This is a genomic window from Winogradskyella sp. (assembly GCF_025210595.1).
Taxonomy (GTDB): Bacteria; Bacteroidota; Bacteroidia; order Flavobacteriales; family Flavobacteriaceae; genus Winogradskyella.
Genome location: NZ_JAOARH010000109.1, coordinates 1 through 23,614, shown reverse-complemented (window position 1 = coordinate 23,614; position 23,614 = coordinate 1). Strand labels below are relative to the sequence as shown.

The following is a 23,614-nucleotide window of genomic DNA, read 5'->3' as shown; positions in this document are numbered from 1 at the left end:
TCTCATATAAGATTTTAAAATCTTATATGAGATATATAAGGTAGCTGTATTAACAACTATAGCAAGTATCCTAAACCACAATATACCTCCATCCTCATACAATTGATGCCATACCCCCCCAACAAAACCAGAAAACCAATACAAAAAATTATATTCAACACTTTCAGGGTTTTGAAAAATCTGTTGATAAAAAGTCAATACAAATCCATCATCACAAACATCGAAACCTTGAAAACTTAATAAAATCTGTATAAGAACTACAACAACAATTGCCACTGAAACACTGTTGTTTTGAATATAAAGAAGGTTTTTTTCCATTTATAGTTAATCTATTAAGTGCGAGATGCTTTAAAAAAATCAAATATAAAAACATAATTAATGGTTATTCTATTAATTTTGGCACTATTAAATATAAATGAGTTTGCGTTTTAATTTCGATCCAAGAACAATACTTAAACAAGCAATTATATACACAATTTATCAAAAAATTGTTGGTGGTTACAGAGCCCGAAAACTTTTTGTTGAAAATAATGTTGTAATAAAACCAGGACAAAAAATTCTAGATATTGGATGTGGACCTGGTGATATATTAGATTTTATGCCTAATGTTGAATACACAGGCATAGATCAGGATTCTAACTATATCGCCCAAGCTAAAAAAAAATACGGCAGCAGAGGACAATTTAAATGTGTTAGTGTCAATGAAATAGACACTATCGAAACTAATGAGTTTGATATTGTAATTTCTGCTGGTGTATTACACCATTTAAACGATCAACAATGCAACAACCTATTCAACATTGCTAAAAAAGCTTTAAAAAATAATGGAAGGTTTATTTCTTTTGACGGTGTTTACACTAAGAATCAAAATAAAATAGCTAAATATTTTTTAAAAAAAGATAGAGGCCAATATATTAGAACTCAATCTGAATATGAAGAACTTGCTAAAACACATTTTGCTAGTGTTAATTCAACTATAGATGAGACATACTTTTATATTCCTTACACATCTATTATAATGGATTGTTCTAATAAATTAATTATTTAAGAAAAACACCCATGTAATTCTCTCTATATTCGTTACTTCTTCTTAACCAAATAATATAAATTCACCATTAATATAGAAGCATTAGCAATAATAATAGGAATGCCTACCCTAAGAGTTGGCATTAAGAAACCGTAAACAACAAATAGAACACAACCTGTCATATTTACCATGCGTAGTTTTTTCACATCTTTCATGGTAAAGGATACTAATACCATAAATGAGGCTAAATAACCAATATATTCCGTTCCTGTAATTCCAAAAAGCTCCATAACATTAATGTAAAGTGATTTCTCGTTCTAGATTAAGAAACTTAATACGAGTTTCAATTTTTCATAAATCGAGAAGCAAAAATAACACTATCAGTTACAATTCTTATAATGTATTGTCCAGATTTTATATTTGAGACATTTAGCTGAATGCCTTTAGAAAAATCATTCGTTTTAATAATCGACTGACCTAAAAGATTATATATTGTTAAGGATTCAATTGTAATATCCTTTTTCAATTTAATATTCAAAAATTCATGTGTAGGATTAGGAAATAGATTAAAATAATCTGAAAATTCATAAGCCTCTGTATTTAACAAACAACCACAATAAGGTTCTGACCATTCAAATATATTATTATCAGGTGTATAATCTACAAGGTTAGAGTTTATTGACACATTATAAACAACAATACTATTAAAGTCTTGATTAACTTCTATATTAACTAAATCCATCGTAAAATCTATTGTTCTAGATTCAAAAGGTTTTAAGTCTGTAAAATCCCATGTTAATTGAGTACCATTCTGACTTAAAATTTCTGGCTGAGAAGACACTAAAATTGCCAGAGGATCATCATATACAACACTAATAGTGCCTGACTGTGTCATTGTACCATTATTTCTATACGTGATTTGGTACAACACATGAGAATCATAACCATATTCTTCTCCTGTCATGGTTATCTCTAAATCTGGATATGATCCATTTGCAGTAACACAAAAATCTTGCTCGCTAATAGCTATATCTTCAGGAAACGTTAAGGTAAAATTATTTGGAATTATACTGAAATATTCTGAATTTTCTAACAGAGGCGTAAAAGTATAACTCCCAGACTGGAAGCTGGAATTAAAATCACCTGAATCATCAGCATAAATATTTCCAATATAACTACCATTTGTATATTCGAATAACAGATTAGGATAATTCACATCATCTAAATCACATCCATCACTATATTCATCATATTTTATAGTTCCTGAAACTATATAGAAATCATCATTCTCATCAAAAGCACATAGAGAGTTTGTAAAACAATTAACATAATCATAAAAATTTATCTGGTCTTCTATTTGAGTTATCTGAACATCATCAGCACATATATATTGTAAATTTTCATTATCGGAAAAATCAATAAAGTATTCTTCATGATTATTTTTAACATTTAAAGTCTCTAGCTGGTTAGAAGCACATCTTAAACGGTATAATGCTGGTATACTACTGACATCTATAGACGTGAGTAAATTATTATCGCAATTAATATAACCAAGATTAGAACAATCACTAAAGTCAACTGTTAATAGTTGATTATCTTCAAGACGTATATCACCTAGGCTCGATAAACCGGATAAATCTATCGAGCTCAAAGCATTATCATTAGCATACAAATCTTCTAGGTTTGATAGTCCTGTAATATTCAAATTGGTTAAACTATTGCTATACACCCCCAATTCAACTAAACTAAATAACATACTTACATCGAGAGTTATTAATTGATTTTCCTCACAACGAAGTTCATGCATATTTGTAAAATACTCTATTCCTGTTAAGTCTGATATACCTGCATTTCTTATATTTAAGGAACCTACTAACAAAGCTTCTTCTACTTCAATTTCTCCATTACCATTAGCATCTAATTTAAATGAACCACCATTTGGAAAGTTTCCATAAACAATAGGCACTCCTGAATCTGCTTCTAAAAGTTTTGCTTTAAAATTTGTATCAGGAATATTTATTATTTGCGCATTTATATTAAAACAAAAAAAAACAAAAAACAGTGTTTTTAAAATTTTAACCATAACTTTATAATTGTAAGTATAAATATACAAAAAAAAGAGAAACACAAATGTGTTTCTCTTTTTTACAAACCTATAATCTTCTAAAAATAAACTAATTATAAATTAAGCATAACAGTTTAGAACTACAATAATTATAGATTCTTATTACGCTTACGATCTACTTCTTTTAATAAAATTTTACGCAATCTTAAATGATTTGGTGTTACCTCAACATACTCATCTTTTTGAATATATTCTAAGGCTTCTTCTAACGAAAACTTAATTGCTGGTACAATCTTAGCTTTATCGTCAGCTCCTGCAGAACGTACATTACTTAACTTTTTAGTCTTAGTAACATTAACCACCATATCATCTCCACGAGAGTTTTCTCCAATTACTTGACCTTCGTAAATATCTTCTCCTGGATCGATAAAAAACTTTCCTCTTTCTTGTAACTTATCAATAGAATAAGGAATTGCTGTACCATTTTCCATAGACACTAAAGAACCATTCAAACGCTCTGGAATACCACCTTTCAATGGTTGGTATTCTTTAAAACGGTGAGCCATAATAGCCTCACCTGCTGTAGCTGTTAATAATTGGTTACGTAAACCAATAATACCACGAGAAGGCACTATAAACTCACACACCATACGCTCTCCTTTGGCTTCCATACTTAGCATTTCACCTTTTCGCATAGTTACCATTTCAATGGCTTTACCAGATACTGCTTCTGGTAAATCAATCGTCATTTCTTCGAAAGGTTCGCATTTAACACCATCTATTTCTTTAATGATTACTTGTGGCTGACCAATCTGCAACTCATAACCTTCGCGACGCATAGTTTCAATTAATACAGATAAATGTAATACTCCACGACCAAACACCATAAACTTATCTGCACTGTCAGTTTCCTCAACTCTAAGTGCTAAATTTTTCTCTAACTCTTTGGTTAAACGCTCTTTAATATGACGAGAGGTTACATATTTACCATCCTTACCAAAAAATGGTGAATCGTTTATGGTAAATAGCATACTCATAGTAGGCTCATCTATAGCAATAGTTTTTAAACCTTCAGGATTTTCAAAATCGGCAATGGTATCACCAATTTCAAAACCTTCTAAACCAACTATGGCACAAATATCCCCCGCTTGTACTTCATTTACTTTCTTTCTACCTAAACCTTCAAAGGTGTGCAATTCTTTAATTCTATTTTTCACAATAGCACCATCTCTTTTCACTAAAGAAATTTGTTGATTAACACATAATGTTCCACGAGTTAATCTTCCTATAGCTATTCGCCCTGTAAAAGAAGAAAAATCTAAAGATGTAATCAGCATTTGCGTTGTTCCTTCTTCTATTTTTGGTTCTGGTATATGGTCTATAACCATATTTAATAATGGTTCAATATTATCTGTTGGATTTTGCCAATCTTCGCTCATCCAATTTTGCTTTGCAGAACCGTAAACGGTTGGAAAATCTAACTGCCACTCTTCTGCTCCAAGCTCAAACATAAGGTCAAAAACTTTTTCATGCACTTCTTCTGGTGTACAGTTTTCTTTATCTACCTTATTAACAACAACACATGGTTTTAAACCTAAATCAATAGCTTTTTGCAATACAAAACGTGTTTGTGGCATTGGTCCTTCAAAGGCATCAACCAAAAGCAAAACACCATCAGCCATATTTAAAACACGCTCTACTTCACCACCAAAATCGGCGTGACCAGGAGTATCAATAATATTAATCTTTGTGTCTTTATAAACTACGGAAACATTTTTAGAGGTAATAGTAATTCCTCTTTCGCGTTCTAAATCGTTATTATCTAGAATTAAATCTCCTGTGTTTTCGTTTTCACGAAACAATTGACAGTGATACATAATCTTATCTACCAAAGTAGTTTTACCATGATCTACGTGCGCAATAATTGCAATGTTTTTAATCTTAGTCATATCCTATGCTGATTTTAAGCGCGCAAAGGTACATCTATTTATCCTCAAATCGTTAATTATATGTTATATTTTGAAAATGAGACAATTTCAATTTGTATCTTGTAGTTATTAGTTAAAGCCTTTCTTATATAATCAATCGCTAATTAGGCACATTACATCTACCTGTTAACTAGCAGGTTTTAACCCTAAAAATTAAAACAGATGAATACAATTAGCAAATACACAAAGTTTATACCTTACCTTTATTTTTTATCTGTAATTATGTTTTGGTTTACTCATATTAATAAAAGCGAGGGCATTTCTGCTTACCCTATTTTATTATTTGGCATACCATTTTTATGGCAACTCATAAAGCCTAATCGTAAACTTAATTTTTCGTTAGGTATTATTTTTGTTTGCCTTTCTTCTTATTTAATTTTAGCTTATATATTCGACCTATTGAATATCATAAACTTACCTGAATCTTCTAAAGGTTTCTTGTTTTATGGAGGTATATTGGTTTTTAGTCATTTTATTATGTCGCTTTGGATTATTCGTAACAGCATTGAAAAGGTGTTTTAAAATACTATCTTTGCAGCTGAATTTTTAACGTTTTTGCATTGATGACTATTCCTAAATTAAAACACACCGATTCTAATAATTTCTTTTTACTATGTGGCCCTTGTGCTATTGAAGGTGAAGATATGGCACTTCGCATTGCCGAAAAAGTGGTTTCTATAACAGATAAACTTGAAATTCCTTATGTATTTAAAGGCAGTTTTAAAAAAGCAAATCGTAGCAGAATAGATAGTTTTACAGGCATTGGTGATGAAAAAGCTCTAAAAATTTTAAAGAAAGTTTCTGAGACTTTTGATGTACCAACGGTTACAGACATACATGAAGTCTCTGATGCTGCTATGGCTGCAGAATATGTAGATGTGTTACAAATTCCTGCATTTTTGGTGAGACAAACAGATTTAGTGGTTGCTGCCGCTAAAACTGATAAGGTTGTCAATTTAAAGAAAGGACAGTTTATGAGTCCTGAAGCCATGAAACATGCTGTACAAAAAGTAAAAGATGCTGGTAATGAGGATGCATGGATTACAGATAGAGGCACAATGTTTGGGTATCAGGATATGATTGTAGATTTTAGAGGTATTCCTACTATGCGACAATATGCACCAACGGTTTTAGATGTTACTCATTCTTTACAACAACCTAACCAAAGTATTGGTGTTACAGGTGGAAGACCTGATATGATAGAAACCATTGCTAGAGCTGGTGTAGTTAATAATGTTGATGGCTTATTTATTGAAACTCATTTTGATCCTGCTAACGCAAAAAGCGATGGAGCCAATATGCTGCATTTAGATAACTTAGAAGGTTTATTGAACAACTTAGTAGCAATTAGAAAGTTAGTTTCTAGATTTTAGAACGTTTAGGCTTTAATATTAATTTATAAGGGTTCGTATTTATTTCTAATTGTCTTTGAAGTACATACACAACTATCTCGTCATTAATATCTTCAACAGATTTATAGCGTAGAGATGTAACTACTTTTCTATTTGTTGTTACAAAATGTTCTCTATATTTTTTTAACTGTTCACCATGCCAAAAGGCTAAATCTACGTAGTCTTTAGATTGGTTAAGATAACAAATAGGAAAACCATTGTGATAATAAAATGGAATGCGATATTTATATAACAATTCGGTATTTGGAGCCACGGCTTCTATAATAGCCTGAAGTTGAAGCAATATAGATTTATAAGGTTCTTCTTGTTTTAAAATATAGGTTTCGGCAGGATTCAAAATTGGAATAATTTTTGACTAATTTAGTCATATGAGAACATTATTACTACTCTTTCTTTTAATAACAACACAATTGAGTTTTTCTCAAGATTATAAATCAGTTGATTCTATTGTGAAAAATTATCCTAAAGCATTTAAATCTATTGAAAAGTTTGCTAAAAAAATTGAATCTGATTTTACTACTGATATAGAAAAAACTAGAGCAGCTTATTATTGGATATCTAATAATGTAAGTTATGACTATAAAAGTGCTAATAGTGTAAGGAGTAGTGGTTATCATTATTATGATGACAGTGAACTTAAAAAGGTTCAGTTAGAATATGCTGAGAATGTTCTTAAAGAGAAAAAAAGTGTTTGCGAAGGTTATTCTCAATTATTAAAATATGTTCTAGAGCAATTAGAAGTTAAGTGCGAAGTAATTGATGGTTATGCTAAAACTGAAGTTAAAGAAATTGGTAAAATAAAAAATGAAGAGAACCATGCATGGAATGCCGTATATTTAAATGAAAAATGGCAACTAATTGATGCAACTTGGTCTACAGGGAACGAAGAAAACAATCCAGGTTATTTTAACTTTAATGATGCATACTTTCTTATAAGACCAGAATATTTAATTTGGAGTCATTTTCCTGATGATAAAAAATGGCAACTTATAAAAAAACCGATATCTAATCTAGCATTTTTCTATTCACCAATATTTCATTCAGGATTTTACAATTCGGGTTTAGAACTAACAAAGATGAAAGGGATAATTAAATCTAATCGAACAATTCAACTTTCATTCGATTCTATAGACACTGATAAGATTTATTATTATCAATATACTGAATCTTCTTATAATTTAGAACCCATTGAATTCATTAAAAAAGGAAATAAGCAAATCGCAGAAATACCTTATAGTTATAAAAACGGGAAAGAGCTTACTATTTTTAATGGATTTAAAGCTTGCCTTTCTTTTAAAATTATTTAAAACAAACCCATTAAACCAAGTACAAGTAAAGCAATACCAATAATAGCTTTAAAAGGCATTAGTTGAGCTGATAATTTTCGTAAACTTGTTTCTAAAGCTGGCACTTTACCAAACACATGTGTTAGCAATAAAACACCACCCAAAATACTTATTATACCTAATAAGCTAAATCTTAAAATCGGTAGCACTACAAGCGCACCACCAATTACGGTTTGAAATGGCGCTAAAGCACCAGCAATCTTATTAAAAAAATTAGAATCTCCATCCCATTTATCTAAAGTTGCCAAACCTAATAATATACCGCCAGAAATATTGGCAATAGTTAACAATGTTCCTATCATAACGTCTTACTTTTATTGTATTAGATGCTTAAAATTACTAAATGTTACTTTTTTATCTAAAAAATAAAGCCATCTGTTAAAACCTTCAAAAATAATTTTGAAATATTGAAATAAAATTATTTACTTTGTATTTCAAAGTACTTTTATTATGAGCAACGAAGATTATCTAAAAGACATCAGTGAGATTAAAAATCTTATGAACAAATCCTCTCGTTTTATTTCGCTGAGTGGTTTATCTGGCATCTTAGCTGGCATCTACGCTTTGGTTGGTGCTGCTATAGCCTTTTGGTTAGTTGATACTTATAGTGATGGAAAGTTATATATATTTCATGGTTGGGTATTTTGGACATGCATGTTTGTGCTTTTAATGGTAGCATTTTTAAGCGCTCTAACTGGAATGATACTTACCACTAGAAAAGCAAAAAAGAATGGTGAAAAAATTTGGGATAGCTCTTCGCGTCGGTTACTATTTAATTTTTTAGTTCCCTTATTAGTTGGTGGCATCTACTGCTTTATAATATTAAACCAAGGACGCTACGGACAAACAGGTGGACTAATGCTTATCTTTTATGGTTTAGCACTAGTAAGTGCTTCAAAATATAGTTTAGGAGACATAAGATATTTAGGATATATTCAAATTTTACTCGGACTAATAGCAAGTTATTATCCAGGCTATGGGTTTTGGCTTTGGGTTATTGGTTTTGGAATTATGCATATTGTTTATGGTACTTGGATGCATTTTAAATATGATAAGAATTGAAGCTAAAATCTAAAATGAAGATGAAACTAAAAACCACATTCACAATATTATTATTAACTATTGTTTTTTCATGTAGTCATAATCAAGGTAACTTTGTAATTTCTAATGAATGTGATTTTGATATTAATTCATTATACATTTTACCAGATTCAAACAAACAACTAATCAATATAAAAAAAGGCCAAATCATTAAGTATAACATTAACATGAATGACGTTAAAATTGACGGTAGTTACTTAATTTCATTCAAAAATTCTGAAACTAAAAAAGTTAGATCAACTAGTTTTGGTTATTATACTAATGGCAATCAAGTAGAAGATATTATTAATATTAAAATCTTAAATGATACTATAATAACAAGTGGTAAATTTGATTTTTCACCTAACTAAAATGAAATTCCTGCCTACGCAGGAAGTGATATGAGCATAATTACCAACATAAACAAACTTTTTGATCATAGAATACGACTAGGTATTATGTCTGTTCTAATGGTAAATGAATATGCCGATTTTAAAACGCTTAAAGAATTATTAGGAGCAACAGATGGTAATTTAGCAAGTCACACCAAAGCTTTAGAAAAAGCTGAATACATATTAGTAGAGAAGCAATTTATTGGCCGAAAACCAAACACAAGATACAGCGCCACAAAACTTGGAAAAGTTGAGTTTAAAAAACATATTGAAGCTTTAGAAAAACTTATAAAAAAGTCATAATTAAAAATTTTTATCATTTTACTTTGATTTTCAAAGTACTTTAAAAAATCTAAAAAAACATGAAACAACTTATTTTATTTATCAGTGCCTTAATCTTCAGCACTTTGTTTTACGGTAAACAAATTGGCCTCAATCTTTTTCTATTCAGCCTATTATCTGTCACTATTCTTGTAACAAACAACAAGGAAGACTTTAAAAACAAAAAGAACATTGGTTACGCTGGCATTTATCTTGCTACAGGACTTGCGGTCTTTTTTCATGATTCTGCTCTTGCTATTATAGCAAATACTGTATCATTCTTTACTCTAATTGGACTACTGTCTCAAAACAAAACTTCTATTTATGTAAACTGGCTTAATGGATTATACACAACCATTGCAGGTCTCTTTCATCGCAACTTCACAGTAAATGAGACCACACAAAAAGTTGAATCTAAAAAAGAGAGAGATTACGTTCATTTAGCCAAAATTGTTCTAATTCCTATGGTAATTGTCATCATATTCATTGGGTTATATCAAAACGGTAATCCAATTTTTAATGAACTAATAGAAAAAATTGATTTTAGCTTTATAAATATTCAATGGTTACTTTTTGCAGCACTTGGTTACTATCTATTTTCAAACATTCACAAACCTATAGAAGTAGAACCTGCCACATCACAAGATTTAAAAACAGGTAATACGTTATCTAAGACAAAATCGTTTTCAGAACCAAAACTCAAACAAGAAAACCAGTTAGGCATCATACTCATTTCAATGTTAAATGTTTTAATTGTTATTTTCTTAATTACAGATATTACATTTATCCTTACTAATTTAGACATTAGAGCTTCTGTTTTTTCTAACCAAGTTCATAGTGGTATTAATGCGCTTATTGCTTCTATTATAATTGCCATAGTTATTTTGCTTTATGTCTTTAGAGGTAATCTTAATTTTTACAAAGACAACAATACGGTAAAGCAATTAGCTTTTACATGGATTATTCTCAATACAGTATTGGTATTAAGCATTGTCATTAAAAACGGACAGTACATTTATTATTTTGGGCTAACCTACAAACGCATTGGCGTATTAGTGTATTTACTTTTAACCTTAGCAGGACTCATTACTACACTTATAAAAATTGATAAGATCAAAAACATATGGTACCTATTAAGAGTAAATACTAAAACTGCTTTTGCTGTTCTTGTTTTGTCTGCAATGATAAACTGGGATTACCATATTACCAACTACAACTTTAATTACGCCAAATCAATGGATATTAATTATCTGATTGAATTGTCTGACAATAACACCTTACTATTAAAAGAAAAAATAAAAACCAAAGGGATTGAAAACAATAGCATCTATCGTATAGAAGAAAAATATAAAAACTATACAATGGAATTATATGCTAACTCATGGCAAGAGTTACAATACGACAATTTAAAACTAGAAACAAAGTAGCATGGCAGCCTTAATCATAATAGCATTACTATTTGTAGGATTAGCCACCTATGCTATCACTAAGATAAGCATATCTTGTGTGTTTTGGTCTTTCAACACAGATACAGATAAGAGGTACATATTTAAACGCTGTTTCCCTTATTACATCATTTCACTAACTATTTTATGTATTGCTTTTATAATAGAATTCGACAAAAACCTAATTGCTATATACTATTTCTCAGCAGTTTACTTTTTAGCTTTATTCATCTGGAGAAACAAAATAAAACCACACAAAAAGAAGATCAATAATAAAAATTTTGCCGCTGAACCAAATCAAACCCATCTACCATGAACCACCTATTTCGCAAAACACAAGCTCTAAGAAAACAATTGATTATTTGGTTGTTTGAGCATTCACAACATATCTATACTTCCTTATTCAAAAATCATGAATCTTGGAATATTTCTAAAGCCGATTTACTCAAATATCCTCAACCATCATTCGGTAGACATCTTGGAGAATTCTTAGATAAAAACAATTTTGAATTAATTCCTAAAGTAGAACGTCATGATTGTTACCATGTACTTTGCGGTTTTTCAACTAAGGTTGAAGATGAAATTGCATTACAATGTTTGTGCTACGGTAACGGAAAACGAAGTCCTTATTTATACGGAGCTATCATTCTTGGTATTGCTATTTTGCCTGATTACTATCAATATTATTACAAATCTTATAAAACAGGAAAACGTGCCAATCCGTTTCATCATTATAACTATAGGAAGCTTTTGCACGTACCTATAAAAGACTTTAGAGCAGCCATTTTTTCTAAGTCTCAATTGTATAATCTCAATCTGGTTTCATCATGAAAAAAATCAAAATTATATTACTACTCACTATTATTATCGGTTTAGGTGTCTTTACCACATACCATTGGATAAGCTTTAAAACCAAACACCTTGTGTTTGATAGTATAAGCAACATCCAAAAAAACAAAGTAGGTTTAGTCTTAGGTACAGGAAAATATGCAGCAAGTGGCAATATCAACTTATTTTACAAATACAGAGTTGATGCAGCTGTAAAACTCTACCAAGCAAAAAAAATAGAATACATTTTAGTAAGTGGAGATAATAGCAGAAAAGATTATGATGAACCCTCAGACTTTAAGCAAGATTTAATCGCTAGAGGTATTCCAGAGGATAAAATTTTTCTAGACTATGCAGGCTTTAGAACTTTAGATTCTGTAATACGAGCTAAGGAAATATTTGGACAAACTTCCATTACTTTCATTTCACAGAAATTTCACAACCAACGTGCTATTTATATTGCCAATAGCTATGATATTAAAGCCGTTGGTTTTAACGCCAAAGACGTTTATAAATCACATTTTAGAGAATATTTAGCACGTTCTAAAGCAAGTCTCGATTTAGTCTTTAACGTTCAACCCAAATTCTTAGGAAAAAAAATCACAATTCAATGAAACTACAACTCAACAAATACTACATTGCTTTGGCTCACTCATTATTTCTTATTGAGCTAGCTATAGCCTTTATTATAAAAACAGGTTTTATTCGCTATACATTTGGCGATTATCTCGTCGTTATTTTACTATATGCAATTTTTAGAGGATTCACCAACATGAGTGTGAGGGCTTCAGCTTTGGTTGTCCTCTTAATTGCCTATGGTATAGAGTTGCTTCAACTTACACCATTCTTAACCTACTTTAGCCTACAAGATAACCTTATAGCAAACCTCATTTTTGGTAACACATTTCAATTTGGAGATTTAGTAGCTTATACCTTAGGAATTATTACAGTTTTAATCATAGAATCATACAATGGAAACCATAAAAACACTCATACAGTCAAAATTTAGAAGCTTATCATTGGTAATAGTTGCATTAGCCTTTAGCGTCATTATCTTAATGATACGGATAAAGCTAAACAAATCATTCTTCTATCTTTTTTTAGTTTGGAATATCTTCTTAGCACTTATCCCTTACACTATTACAATGTATCTTAACTCTTTACCAAATCTCAATAAACTAAAATTAGGTTTTTGGTTTTTAATTTGGTTAGTTTTTTTACCAAATGCACCATATATTGTTACAGATTTAATTCATATAAGAGTTGGTAACAATTCATTATTATGGCTAGATGTTTTAGTGATTTTATCCTTTGCTCTTAGCGGTTTGCTCCTCTTCTATCTTACTATTTTAGATATGCAAAAATTAGTAACTGCAAAATTTAAAAAAATACCAATAGAATTTTCTACTACAACCGTTCTCTTTTTATGCAGTTTTGGTGTATATCTAGGTCGCTTTTTGCGTTATAATTCTTGGGAAATTATTAGTAATCCCAATATATTAATATCAGATATTATCGAAATATTAATTTCACCATTTCAAAATACTAACGCCTGGTTATTTACTTTAGGATTTGGCGGATTTTTGTTGGTTGGGTATTGGATGTTTAGAAACCTTACTCTTTCCCATCCACATAATCCTGAAGGTAACTAAAACGTTCAGTTAATTGACCATTATTGGTAGTGATTTTTGCACGTTTTAAAATACCTCTTTCGTCATTATTAAAAAATGCTGGAATTACATGCTCAACAAAAGTTTCGCCAAAACCTTCACTTGCATCCTTTGGTAATTCACAAGGTAAATTATCTACTGCCATTACAGTAATACCTTCTTTATCATTAAAAGCTACTTCTTTTTCAGTTTGCGGATTGTAACCATAAAAAGGATCTGCAATAGTAGATGGTCTTATTGTACTTGCTACAGGACCATCAATATCACAAGAAACATCTGCTACTAGATTAATTCTAAAATCTGGATGCTTTGCTTCTTCTCTGGTAAACAAATAGGGTGCATTATTGCCATAAAAATGTCCTGCAATAAAATAATCTGTCTCTTTAGCGTAGGGCATAAAGTTACTTTCGTAGCCTGTTGGATCTTTATAAAACTGACGTTTATCACCAACTTTACCATCTATCCGTTTATTATACTCCATAACATCTGCCATAACATATACTGGCTCCGTAAACTCAGAGGTTAAATATAACGCATCACTTACTTGCTTAATTTGCAAATGGTCTAATATCTCTTTTGCACCATATGCCACCTTACCTGTTCCTGTTAATACTATCTTTATATTAGGAATTGTAATCTTATCTAATTCTGCCTTTACTTCATTTAAATCGGCTAATGTTTCTACTTTTGGCAAATTGAATAAACCATCTCGTAAACCTAATGCTCTAAAACCATTATAAGCTCCTACCAAACCAGCATAGCGTCCAAAACCTATTAATCGTGAACCACTTTGTTTTACTATGGTTTCATGATCATACATTTCTATGTTTTGCGCTAACATTGCTTTTAACAACTTACGATTATAAGGTTGTTTTTTTATAGTATGAGAAAAATAGAAGTATTTTTTATTAGGAATTAAGTGCTCTACAGGCACTTCTTTTACTCCAATCATTACATCAGCATCAGACACATCATCAGTCACTTTAAACCCTAATTTTTTATATGCTTCGTCTGGAAACACTCTAATATCTGAAGACTCTACAATGAATTCTGCTTCAGGAAATTTCCCCCTTGCTTCTGCTAAGGTTTCTGGTGAAAATACAACACGTCTATCTGGCGGATTTTTACGTTCTTTGATAATGGCAAATGTTAAACTCATGCTGATTCTTTTATTTTTAAAGTAAAGACTTACTGCTTAGTAAAAAAATGGAATAATTTTTGCACGAAAATAACTGGATTTAAGAGGTTGCGCAACTTTTTTTGTAATTTTGCGCTCTTGTAATTGCTAATAGTTATTTCAAATTTAACTTTGGCAAGTGCGTTAAGGATAGAAACAGCATCCTTTTTGTTTTTTGTCTGAACTAAGTTGAAGCATAGAATAAAAGATACAATGAATATCCTAACCTCATTAAACGAGGAAACGCTCAAGACATCATTTATAAGAATCCTATTTCAATAGGAAATTTTGGGGTCGACTGGTTTTGACAGCGAGATTAATTAAATGGTAAGCACGTCGTGTAATGGCATTGATACACGTTAAAGGCTAGACCAAATTTTAAACGGCGAGAATAACTACGCTTTAGCTGCATAATCTGAATTATAGTAAGATTAAGCCTAGGCTCACAAGGTGAGCAAGCTTTATGTCTCCAGAAAGCCTTGGTTAATGGCGTTCTATTTAGAGGCATCGTAAAAATTAACTAAGATTAGGTAGTGCTTTAATGCCTTTTCGAGATTAAAAAGCTAAGTGTTGAGTAGGTTGTCTTTTACCAGCTCTTCATCGAAAACCTAAGAATAGACTAAGCGTGTAGAAAGCTCTTTGGTTACTTGTTTGGACGAGAGTTCGATTCTCTCCGACTCCACAAAAAAACCCAGTATACATTGTTAATACTGGGTTTTTAAATTTCAGTTGACAAAATAGGTTATCAAACAGATTAGTTTTGCTATATAAATCTGTAAGGAAATCATAAATACTTCAACTATATTTATACCTTAATTAAAGCATATATAAACTAAAAAAGAAAGGAATCAAAATATGCTAACTTGGAAAAATGTAATCGATTTTGCAGTAAATGGAAACCCTAATCCAGACCGTCGTGTTGAAAAAACCGAAGCTGAATGGAAATCTCAATTAACTACTGAACAATATAGAATTACCAGACAAAAAGGTACTGAAAGACCACATAGTGGAGCACTTTGCAGTATTTATGATGATGGTAAATATAATTGTGTATGCTGTGATACTCCTTTGTTTGATTCTACGATTAAATTTAGCTCTGGTACTGGTTGGCCAAGCTTTACACAGCCCATTAAAGAGAACGCAATTAAATACGAAAAAGACACGTCGCATGGTATGGTACGTGTAGAGGTAATGTGTAATACTTGCGATGCGCATTTAGGTCATATTTTCCCTGATGGACCAGAACCCAGCGGATTACGTTATTGTATTAATTCTGAATCGATGATTTTAGAAAATAAGACTAACTAATGACTACTAAAAATACACAAATTGCTACTGTTGGTGGTGGCTGCTTTTGGTGTACTGAAGCCATTTTTCAAGAAATAAAAGGTGTAGAAAGGGTCGTTTCAGGATATTCTGGAGGTAATGTACCTGGTAAACCAACCTATCGTGAGGTATGCTCTGGCTTAACAGGACATGCTGAAGTAGTGCAAATTACTTTTGATGCCAACGTGATTAACTTTGAGGATATCTTAATTATTTTTATGACCACTCATGATCCTACAACTTTAAACAAACAAGGCGCAGATCATGGTACGCAATACCGTTCTGTCATATACTTTCACAATGAAAAACAAAAGGTAATTACCGAAACTGTTTTAAAAGAATTAGCTCAACATTATAAAAATCCAATAGTAACTGAAATTAGTGAAGCTAAAACGTTCTATGAAGCTGAAAAAGAGCATCAGGATTTTTACAAAAATAATCCAAATTACGGCTATTGTAATTTTGTGATTGATCCTAAAATAGCCAAGTTACGTCAATTGCATACTAACAAGCTCAAAAGCACTTAGAATCTACGTCATTAGCTTAGCAATTCTAATTACTGTGATAATTACTAATGTTATTTCTTAAAACTAGACATTATCTCATAGTATGTCTTCATTAATCTTATATCCAAAGATGATTTTACTGCATTTAAAAAATGCATCATTTTTAGATTATCTATGATTATTTCTAGACTACCTTCTTGTTCTAAATTTTGTTATTAAGTAGTGATGAGTTGTACAAATCATTATTTAATCAATTCGCCAAACCTCTATAATAATCTAAGACTTTAACACGAAGTAAATATTCATATTTTGCATTTGCCATGTTAATTTTAGCATTATCCAAATTATTCTTGCTCGTCACATAGTTTAAAAAATTAGACACACCATTATTGAATCTAATCTCATTAATACGATAAGATTCTTCATAAGCTTTCACCTGTTTTTCTAGACTTAGATAACGATTATAAACAGCTTCCATATCAAAATGAACCTGAGCAATGGCATTCTTAATATTTTGGTGTGTACGTTCTAACTCCAAAATAGATTCTTTAACCTGTATTTTTTGCAATGCAACATTGTTTTTTGCTCTAAAACCATTAAAAATTGGCACATTAACTGCCACACCTATGACTGTATTTAGATTGTTATCTAATTGATCTTCATAACCAATTGTTTCTCCTTCAAAATTAGTTTGCTCTGTCATTACTGGTAAGTCTTGTCCAGAGACAGTAACAAAATCTCCTGTTTCTACTATACTTGTTCCTATAGAATTAAACAATTGTGCTGCACTAGAATAATTAGTATTTAGACCTCCAAACACTGAAATCTCTGGAGTAAATTGTGACTTTGCGATACTGACTCCTTTTTCCGCAGCTTTTATCCTTAATTCTCTAGACTTAAAGGTCGCTAGATTTTGAAGTGCTTCATTATAAACCTCTTCTGCAGTTAAACCATATTCCTTTAAATCAAACAATGGAACCTCAGTATTAACCTCAATATTCTCTTCAAGGTTTAGTAATCTTGCTAAGCTTAGTTTTGAATTGTTTAAATTAGATTCTGAAACCAAAACACTAGTTTCATCACCAGCCATTTGCCCTAATATATCAGCATAATCTGCTGGGCTACCTGATTCATTTTTATAAAAACTCTCTTGAATTTTGAGTTGCTTTTTAGTCGTCTCAAAACGTTGCTTAGTAAGATTTAAAACTGCTTGATTATTTAACACCTGAAGATAAGCTAAGGTAACATTTAACACTAAATCTTGTTGAGCAGCTTCTACTTCCATATCAGCAGCTTCTCTATTTAGACGGCTTTGTTTGACCGAATTGAGTAATCTAAAACCATTAAAAACCGTTATATCTAAACTTAAACCCATATTAGAAAAGGTTAATTCTTGATTGATAAAGTCATTAGTAAAAGGATCAATACTTCTACCATCGTTAACACCAAGGTTAAAACTACCATTAATTGAAGGTAATATATTCGCTTTAGCTTGTTGATGATTGATTTTCGCAGAATGCTCTCTTAAATTCGTTGATTTTAAATCTAGGTTATTTTCTAAAGCAATAGATATGCATTCCTCTAAAGAATATCTTTTTTGATTTAAATTTTGAGTGTATCCTACTATACCCATCATAACTATGAGGGTAAAAACTATGTGTCTTTGCGCCATGATTTGTTTGTTATTAAGAGACTATTTTACCATCTAGCAAATTGATAGTTCTAGAGCCATAAGATGCATTACTCTCAGAGTGCGTTGCTTGAATTATTGTAACTCCGTCTTTGTTTAATTGAGAAAATAATTCCATAATCTCAGTACTTTGCTTAGAATTTAGATTTCCTGTTGGTTCATCGGCTAAAATGAGCTTTGGCTTTCCTATAAGTGCGCGAGCAATACCAACTAATTGTTGTTGACCACCACTTAATTGAATAGGAAATAAATCTTTTTTACCTACAATATTGAAGCGATCTAACATATCTGCTACCAATGCTTTTCGTTCAGATGATTTTATGCTCTTGTATAATAATGGTGTTTCGATATTTTCCCAAACGGTTAATTCATCAATAAGATGGTACGCCTGAAACACAAAACCAATATATTCTTTATATAGTTTTGATCGGTTCTTTTCTTTCATACTATGCACAGGCTCACTTAAAAAGGTATAACCACCAGCAGTGAAATTATCTAGCATGCCAATACAATTTAATAAAGTAGATTTACCAGAACCTGAGGGTCCCATTAGCGAAATAAACTCACCTTCTTTAACCTGAAGATTTATATTATCTAGAATCGTAACTTTATTGCTTCCTGAGCTTATCGTTCTACTTGCTTCGTTAAGACTTAATAATGTATTTGTCATTGTTCTTCTAATCTATTCTTCTTATTTGTGAATCCCCAAAACTTAAGCCTTGGTTAACCTCTGCTTTACCTTTGTAATACAATTCGGCCTCACCATAAGCGGTAAATTTGATGTTTTCTGAAACATTTACTCTAAATTCAGCTTCTCCATAGGCTTTTAGTTTAGATGTTGTGTTGACCACTTCGGTCATTGTTATTTTACCTTCACCATAAGCAGTAACTTGCTGAGTATTTGTCACGCCTTTGTTAATGGTCAACTCACTTTCGCCATAAACATCGACATCAAAATCTACAATGTTAATTTCATTAATAGTTACTTGAGATTCGCCATATATTTTTAAATGAAAATAACTTCCATTCAAAGGACTTTCGCAAACTGTAGTTTCCTCGCCTCGAAGCGATAAATTATCAATGTACTTATAGATAACTTTAACCTTTAAGATAGTACCTTGGTATACTGGCACTTTCATTTTTTTGCCATTTTCTTTCACTTTTTTTTGCTTAGTGGTAAGTTTAGCATCTTCTAAATACACATGAAGCGTACCATTTTTAGATTTAATATTTACTTTATCGTCTGAAACTTTATTGTCTAGAATGGTAACTGACTCTTCAGAGCCTTGTACAAAAATAGTTTCGATATGCGGACTTATAACAACCTTATTAAAGGTTTCAACGTTTATTTTGCTTTGCGCCATAAGTGTTTGACTGACAGAAACTAGCGCAATGACTAATAAATGGATTAAAGTTTTCATGATGTTTTATATTTTATTTAATTGATGATTACAGATTGTGGATTTCATCTTCATTCTTTATTCTGTTTTTAAACTCTTTGCAGGATTAGCAACAGCAGCTTTAATAGCTTGAAAACTGACTGTTAACATGGCTATTAATAAAGCTATGACTCCAGCAGCAATAAAAACCCACCAATTAATAGCTATACGATATGAGTAATCTTGAAGCCAATTATCTACAAAATACCAAGCAATTGGCACAGCAATAATTATAGATATAGCTACGAGCTTTAAAAAATCTTTAGACAACAACTTAACGATACCAGATACACTTGCTCCTAACACTTTACGCACTCCTATTTCTTTTTTACGTTGTTCTGCTGTATAAGCTGCTAAACCAAACAATCCTAAACACGAAATAACAATGGCAAGTATGGCAAAAATCTGCGATAACTTTCCTACCAATTGCTCACTCTTAAACATGGAGTTAAAGTCGTCGTCTACAAAATTATATTCAAAAGGATAGGCTGGATTGTGAATTTTCATAACGGCTTCAATCTTTGATAAAGCCTCAGCTACAGGAAGTGTATTTGATGTTTTTATAAACAAGTATCTAGCCTCATCTGGATAATGCATAAACAATACAGGATCGCTAGTGTCGTAAACATCACCATAGATATAATCTTTTACAACACCAATAATTTCAAAGCTATCATCTCCTCTATAAATTTGATTTCCAACAGGGTTTTCATTATCCATCATTTTGGCTAAAGATTCTGACACTAAAACATAACTACTGTCGGTTGCTACTGTATTAAATCCACGACCTGCTACAATTTCCATACCTGTAGTTTCGAAAAAACTTTGTGAGACATAACGAAACGAAATAAGTACATCTTGGGTATTTGTTCCACCTTTCCAGTTAAATCCAGAGCCATTATTACCGCCATGAATAATGTGCGAATTACATAAAGCTGCATCTTTTACAGCACCTGTTTGTTTTAATTCTTGCTGAATGACAGGGAATTTTTCGATTAAGGCTTCATTAACAGACATGGATAACAGCTGTTCTCTATCATAACCAATATCTCTATTTTTTGCATGTTGAATCTGCTGATACACCATAATCGTAGCAATTATAAATACAATAGAAATGGTAAACTGTCCAACCACAAGTCCTTTTCTAATAAAAGCTGCAGAACCTTGCGACGTTGCAATACCTTTTAGAACTTCTACAGGTTTAAATGATGACAAATAAAAAGCAGGATATAAGCCAGCAAAAATGCCACAAATTAAAGTAATGCTTAACAATACAACAATATGCATTGGGTTTGCTAAACCTAATACTAAGTCTTTTTCTATGATAAGATTAAATTGAGGTAATAAAATAGCTATTAAAATAACACTCAACAAGGTGGCAATAAATGATAATACCAAAGCCTCCATAATAAATTGAGTTACCAAACGCTTACGACTAGATCCCATAGCTTTACGAACACCAACTTCGTTAGCACGTTTTTCGCTTCGTGCTGTAGCTAAGTTCATAAAGTTAATACAAGCAATTACAAGAATAATAAAAGCAATGATGGTAAATAAGCGCACATAGGTAATACGACCACCTACTTGCTTACCATCTTTAAAACCAGAATGCAAACGCCAATCTTTCATGCTGTGCAAAAAGGCTTGCACACCAACTTCATCGGCATCCTTTTTTTCGATAATAGTTCTTACTTGAGTGTCAACAGTTTTAAAATCAGCTTCTGGATCTAGTGCCACAAATGTGTCGGAAAAGTTGTTGCCGTAATAATTCATCCAATCGGCATTATTATCTGTTTTGTAGCGTTCAAAAGGAGCTACCCAACTAAACGGAAAGCTTACATTTTTTGGTAAATCTTCAATAACACCTGTAACCACGTAATTACTTTTGTCACTAACTAAAATAGTCTTATCTAGTACTTTTTCGCCTTCACCAAAAAGGGCATTCGCAGTGGCTTGTGTTAGCACAATACCTTGTGGATTTTTATAAGCATTTGCTCTATCTCCTTCTATAAATTTGAGATTAAAAATATCTAAGAAATCTTCATCAGCATGACGTCCAAAACGTTTTACGATATTATCTCCAACTGAAAACAAAAGCTCTTCACCACTAGATCGAGATGCCTTAGCTATACCAGGAATATCATTTAACATATCTTGAGCCAAAGGTCCTGGTGTAGCATAAAACGTACGCCATTCACCTTCGTATTGTTGGTTGGTTGGTACGTAATACACTTGGTCTTCATTACCAAATGAGGTATTAAAACTCATTTCATCTTCGACCCAAAGAAAAATAAGACTCGCACAGGTAATGCCTATAGCCAAGCCAAAAATATTTAAAAAACTATAACCTTTATTTTTCGATAAAGTTCTGAATGCTATTTTGATGTAATTTAAAATCATAACGATTCGTTTTTTGATTGAATTTTGATGTATACATTATATATAGTGAAGATAATGCCAAAAACATAAAACCATTAAAACCAACAACTTAAAGGTTTTAAACAAATTAAAAGTGTCCGAATACGATACAGTTTTTGTTCATATTCGGACAGTATATTGATTGTGGATTTCAAGTTTGATTTAAATTTCAACTTCATCTTCGAATTCGTCGTTATTCCTTATTCTGAACGTAAAGAATTAACAGGATTTACACTTGCGGCTTTTAAGGTTTTAATACTAATAATGATAAGCGCAAAACCAATCATAGCCAAACCACTTACAATAAATACCCAAAAACTAATTGTTGTTTTAAATGCAAAATCTTTAAGCCAATCGTAAACACCATACCAAGCAATTGGCACTGCAATTATAAAAGCTATGGCAACCAGCACTAAAAATTCTTTACATAATAAAGTGTTAATCTGTAAAATTGAAGCACCTAAAACTTTACGTACACCAATTTCTTTAATACGTCTGTTAGTAGTATAAATGACAAGTCCGAGTAATCCTAAGCAACTAATTAAAATAGATAAACCTGTAGCCCAATTAAGTAGTTTAGATACCTTTTGTTCACGATTATAAAAACGAGCAATTGTATCGTCTATAAAATCTACACGATAATCATCAATATCTGTATACACTGATTTATATGCTGATTTTACCATTGCTAAGGTCGTTGTTAAATCTTCTGAGTTTGAATTTTGAAATGCAATATGAACAGCCTGAAACTGACTATAATCTGGACGATACCAATCGCCACGCAAAGCCATAGGCTGTAGATCTGTATGCAGAGATCGTTGGTAAAAGTCTGCCATAACACCAACTATAGTTGCCGTATTATCACCAAAACTAATCACTTTACCAATAGCATCTTCAGGTGATTGAAATCCATACGTTTTTTGCGCCTTTTCGTTAATTACAATTTCATGAATCGTATCATTTTGATAGACACGACCGGCTAAAAGCTGTAATTCAAAAAGATCTAAATACTGTGTATCACCATAAATAAATTGTAAGTTAGATTGTACTTCCTTTTCACCATCTTTATAAACACTTAAAGATGTACTTGTATTAAATGATGCTGGTGGCACACCTCCTATACTAATAGATTTTATTTGAGGTATGGTTTTTAATTGCTGTACATAACGTTCTTTTTTTATAAGTTCGCGCTCAGCTCTCGGACTATAAATAGAAACAATAGCTTCAGTTTTAAAGCCCATATCTTTATGTAGTAAATAATTAATTTGTTTACCAACAAGTAGTGTTGCAATAATAAATACCTGTGCAATTGTAAATTGAAAAACAGTTAAAAACTTTCGTAAACCGACTTTGTTTTCGCCAACAGCCAAATGATTTTTTAATACTAAAACTGTATTTAGCTTAGACAAAATTATGGCAGGATAATACCCAGAGAGAAAAGTTACTGCCAGAAGTAACACTACCACACCAACAATAACAATAGG

Annotated in this window: 27 protein-coding genes and 1 other RNA gene; 16 read left to right on the top strand and 12 right to left on the bottom strand. The window is 31.4% G+C overall.

The window, feature by feature from the left end; all coding sequences use genetic code 11:
- The coding region (locus tag N4A42_RS11605) for a hypothetical protein (protein WP_294074157.1) at positions 1 to 318 on the bottom strand (318 nt) is incomplete at its 3' end.
- Between the two features lie 103 nt (positions 319 to 421).
- Between N4A42_RS11605 and N4A42_RS11600 the strand changes: the two genes are divergently transcribed.
- The gene (locus tag N4A42_RS11600; RefSeq protein ID WP_294074155.1) at positions 422 to 1,048 is read left to right on the top strand and encodes a class I SAM-dependent methyltransferase; all 627 of its coding nucleotides are present in this window, start codon (positions 422 to 424) and stop codon (positions 1,046 to 1,048) included.
- 32 nt (positions 1,049 to 1,080) lie between these two features.
- Here the strand turns inward: N4A42_RS11600 and N4A42_RS11595 are convergent, their stop codons facing one another.
- From N4A42_RS11595 to typA, 3 genes are all read right to left on the bottom strand, one after another.
- Complete coding sequence (locus N4A42_RS11595) at positions 1,081 to 1,317, bottom strand: uroporphyrinogen decarboxylase (RefSeq protein WP_294074153.1); 237 nt, start codon at positions 1,315 to 1,317, stop codon at positions 1,081 to 1,083.
- Between the two features lie 53 nt (positions 1,318 to 1,370).
- Positions 1,371 to 3,110: a T9SS type A sorting domain-containing protein gene (locus tag N4A42_RS11590; RefSeq protein ID WP_294074151.1), complete on the bottom strand. Its 1,740-nt coding sequence runs from the start codon at positions 3,108 to 3,110 to the stop codon at positions 1,371 to 1,373.
- Positions 3,111 to 3,241: 131 nt separating this feature from the next.
- Positions 3,242 to 5,041: a translational GTPase TypA gene (gene typA / locus N4A42_RS11585; RefSeq protein WP_294074149.1), complete on the bottom strand. Its 1,800-nt coding sequence runs from the start codon at positions 5,039 to 5,041 to the stop codon at positions 3,242 to 3,244.
- Positions 5,042 to 5,242: 201 nt separating this feature from the next.
- Between typA and N4A42_RS11580 the strand changes: the two genes are divergently transcribed.
- Complete coding sequence (locus tag N4A42_RS11580) at positions 5,243 to 5,602, top strand: hypothetical protein (protein WP_294074147.1); 360 nt, start codon at positions 5,243 to 5,245, stop codon at positions 5,600 to 5,602.
- A 41-nt stretch (positions 5,603 to 5,643) separates the two neighbouring features.
- Positions 5,644 to 6,453: a 3-deoxy-8-phosphooctulonate synthase gene (gene kdsA / locus N4A42_RS11575; RefSeq protein WP_294074145.1), complete on the top strand. Its 810-nt coding sequence runs from the start codon at positions 5,644 to 5,646 to the stop codon at positions 6,451 to 6,453.
- On the opposite strand, the gene N4A42_RS11570 is transcribed toward kdsA, so the two are convergent.
- Positions 6,443 to 6,829, bottom strand: coding sequence for a DUF1801 domain-containing protein (locus tag N4A42_RS11570; protein WP_294074143.1), 387 nt, complete (start codon positions 6,827 to 6,829; stop codon positions 6,443 to 6,445). The two genes, kdsA and N4A42_RS11570, sit on opposite strands and share 11 nt — an antisense overlap.
- Positions 6,830 to 6,860: 31 nt before the next feature.
- On the opposite strand from N4A42_RS11570, the gene N4A42_RS11565 reads away from it, so the two are divergent.
- Positions 6,861 to 7,799, top strand: a complete 939-nt coding sequence (locus N4A42_RS11565) for a transglutaminase domain-containing protein (RefSeq protein ID WP_294074141.1) — start codon at positions 6,861 to 6,863, stop codon at positions 7,797 to 7,799.
- Here N4A42_RS11565 and N4A42_RS11560 read toward each other — a convergent pair.
- The gene (locus N4A42_RS11560) at positions 7,796 to 8,140 is read right to left on the bottom strand and encodes a hypothetical protein (protein WP_294074139.1); all 345 of its coding nucleotides are present in this window, start codon (positions 8,138 to 8,140) and stop codon (positions 7,796 to 7,798) included. The two genes, N4A42_RS11565 and N4A42_RS11560, sit on opposite strands and share 4 nt — an antisense overlap.
- A 148-nt stretch (positions 8,141 to 8,288) precedes the next feature.
- Between N4A42_RS11560 and N4A42_RS11555 the strand changes: the two genes are divergently transcribed.
- From N4A42_RS11555 to N4A42_RS11515, 9 genes are read left to right on the top strand one after another with little or no spacing between them, the layout of a single operon-like run.
- A complete protein-coding gene (locus tag N4A42_RS11555; RefSeq protein ID WP_294074137.1) occupies positions 8,289 to 8,900 on the top strand; it encodes a hypothetical protein in 612 nt (203 codons plus the stop codon).
- A gap of 14 nt (positions 8,901 to 8,914) precedes the next feature.
- Positions 8,915 to 9,289: a hypothetical protein gene (locus tag N4A42_RS11550; protein WP_294074135.1), complete on the top strand. Its 375-nt coding sequence runs from the start codon at positions 8,915 to 8,917 to the stop codon at positions 9,287 to 9,289.
- A gap of 30 nt (positions 9,290 to 9,319) precedes the next feature.
- A complete protein-coding gene (locus tag N4A42_RS11545) occupies positions 9,320 to 9,613 on the top strand; it encodes a transcriptional regulator (protein ID WP_294074133.1) in 294 nt (97 codons plus the stop codon).
- Between the two features lie 59 nt (positions 9,614 to 9,672).
- Complete coding sequence (locus N4A42_RS11540; RefSeq protein WP_294074131.1) at positions 9,673 to 11,058, top strand: DUF4153 domain-containing protein; 1,386 nt, start codon at positions 9,673 to 9,675, stop codon at positions 11,056 to 11,058.
- A gap of 1 nt (position 11,059) precedes the next feature.
- Entirely contained in the window at positions 11,060 to 11,392 is a 333-nt protein-coding gene (locus N4A42_RS11535; RefSeq protein WP_294074129.1) for a hypothetical protein, read from the top strand.
- On the top strand, positions 11,389 to 11,907 hold the full coding sequence (locus N4A42_RS11530) for a Coq4 family protein (protein ID WP_294074127.1): 519 nt from the start codon (positions 11,389 to 11,391) through the stop codon (positions 11,905 to 11,907). The genes N4A42_RS11535 and N4A42_RS11530 overlap by 4 nt, the downstream gene beginning before the upstream one ends.
- Positions 11,904 to 12,518: an ElyC/SanA/YdcF family protein gene (locus tag N4A42_RS11525; RefSeq protein ID WP_294074125.1), complete on the top strand. Its 615-nt coding sequence runs from the start codon at positions 11,904 to 11,906 to the stop codon at positions 12,516 to 12,518. Before N4A42_RS11530 ends, N4A42_RS11525 begins: the two co-directional genes overlap by 4 nt.
- Positions 12,515 to 12,913, top strand: coding sequence for a DUF2809 domain-containing protein (locus N4A42_RS11520; protein ID WP_294074123.1), 399 nt, complete (start codon positions 12,515 to 12,517; stop codon positions 12,911 to 12,913). The genes N4A42_RS11525 and N4A42_RS11520 overlap by 4 nt, the downstream gene beginning before the upstream one ends.
- Positions 12,876 to 13,556 (top strand): DUF1361 domain-containing protein, encoded by a 681-nt coding sequence (locus tag N4A42_RS11515; protein WP_294074121.1) that lies wholly within the window; start codon positions 12,876 to 12,878, stop codon positions 13,554 to 13,556. Before N4A42_RS11520 ends, N4A42_RS11515 begins: the two co-directional genes overlap by 38 nt.
- Here the strand turns inward: N4A42_RS11515 and N4A42_RS11510 are convergent.
- Positions 13,519 to 14,733 (bottom strand): NAD(P)-dependent oxidoreductase, encoded by a 1,215-nt coding sequence (locus N4A42_RS11510; protein WP_294074119.1) that lies wholly within the window; start codon positions 14,731 to 14,733, stop codon positions 13,519 to 13,521. The two genes, N4A42_RS11515 and N4A42_RS11510, sit on opposite strands and share 38 nt — an antisense overlap.
- A 308-nt stretch (positions 14,734 to 15,041) precedes the next feature.
- Here N4A42_RS11510 and ssrA point away from each other — a divergent pair.
- The 3 genes from ssrA to msrA all read left to right on the top strand — a co-directional run bounded on the left by ssrA (position 15,042) and on the right by msrA (position 16,604).
- Positions 15,042 to 15,436, top strand: a transfer-messenger RNA (tmRNA) gene (gene ssrA / locus N4A42_RS11505).
- A 170-nt stretch (positions 15,437 to 15,606) separates the two neighbouring features.
- Positions 15,607 to 16,059, top strand: coding sequence for a peptide-methionine (R)-S-oxide reductase MsrB (msrB, locus tag N4A42_RS11500; RefSeq protein WP_294074117.1), 453 nt, complete (start codon positions 15,607 to 15,609; stop codon positions 16,057 to 16,059).
- Entirely contained in the window at positions 16,059 to 16,604 is a 546-nt protein-coding gene (gene msrA / locus N4A42_RS11495) for a peptide-methionine (S)-S-oxide reductase MsrA (RefSeq protein WP_294074115.1), read from the top strand. The genes msrB and msrA overlap by 1 nt, the downstream gene beginning before the upstream one ends.
- 229 nt (positions 16,605 to 16,833) lie before the next feature.
- Here msrA and N4A42_RS11490 read toward each other — a convergent pair whose 3' ends face one another.
- The 5 genes from N4A42_RS11490 to N4A42_RS11470 form a co-directional block, all read right to left on the bottom strand.
- A complete protein-coding gene (locus tag N4A42_RS11490) occupies positions 16,834 to 18,219 on the bottom strand; it encodes a TolC family protein (RefSeq protein ID WP_294074113.1) in 1,386 nt (461 codons plus the stop codon).
- A 49-nt stretch (positions 18,220 to 18,268) separates the two neighbouring features.
- On the bottom strand, positions 18,269 to 18,943 hold the full coding sequence (locus N4A42_RS11485) for an ABC transporter ATP-binding protein (RefSeq protein WP_294074111.1): 675 nt from the start codon (positions 18,941 to 18,943) through the stop codon (positions 18,269 to 18,271).
- Between the two features lie 7 nt (positions 18,944 to 18,950).
- Positions 18,951 to 19,694, bottom strand: coding sequence for a DUF2807 domain-containing protein (locus tag N4A42_RS11480; protein WP_294074109.1), 744 nt, complete (start codon positions 19,692 to 19,694; stop codon positions 18,951 to 18,953).
- A 57-nt stretch (positions 19,695 to 19,751) separates the two neighbouring features.
- Positions 19,752 to 22,112 (bottom strand): ABC transporter permease, encoded by a 2,361-nt coding sequence (locus N4A42_RS11475; protein ID WP_294074107.1) that lies wholly within the window; start codon positions 22,110 to 22,112, stop codon positions 19,752 to 19,754.
- Positions 22,113 to 22,330: 218 nt separating this feature from the next.
- Positions 22,331 to 23,614 (bottom strand): FtsX-like permease family protein (locus tag N4A42_RS11470; protein ID WP_294074105.1); only part of this gene is annotated, 1,284 nt, incomplete at its 5' end.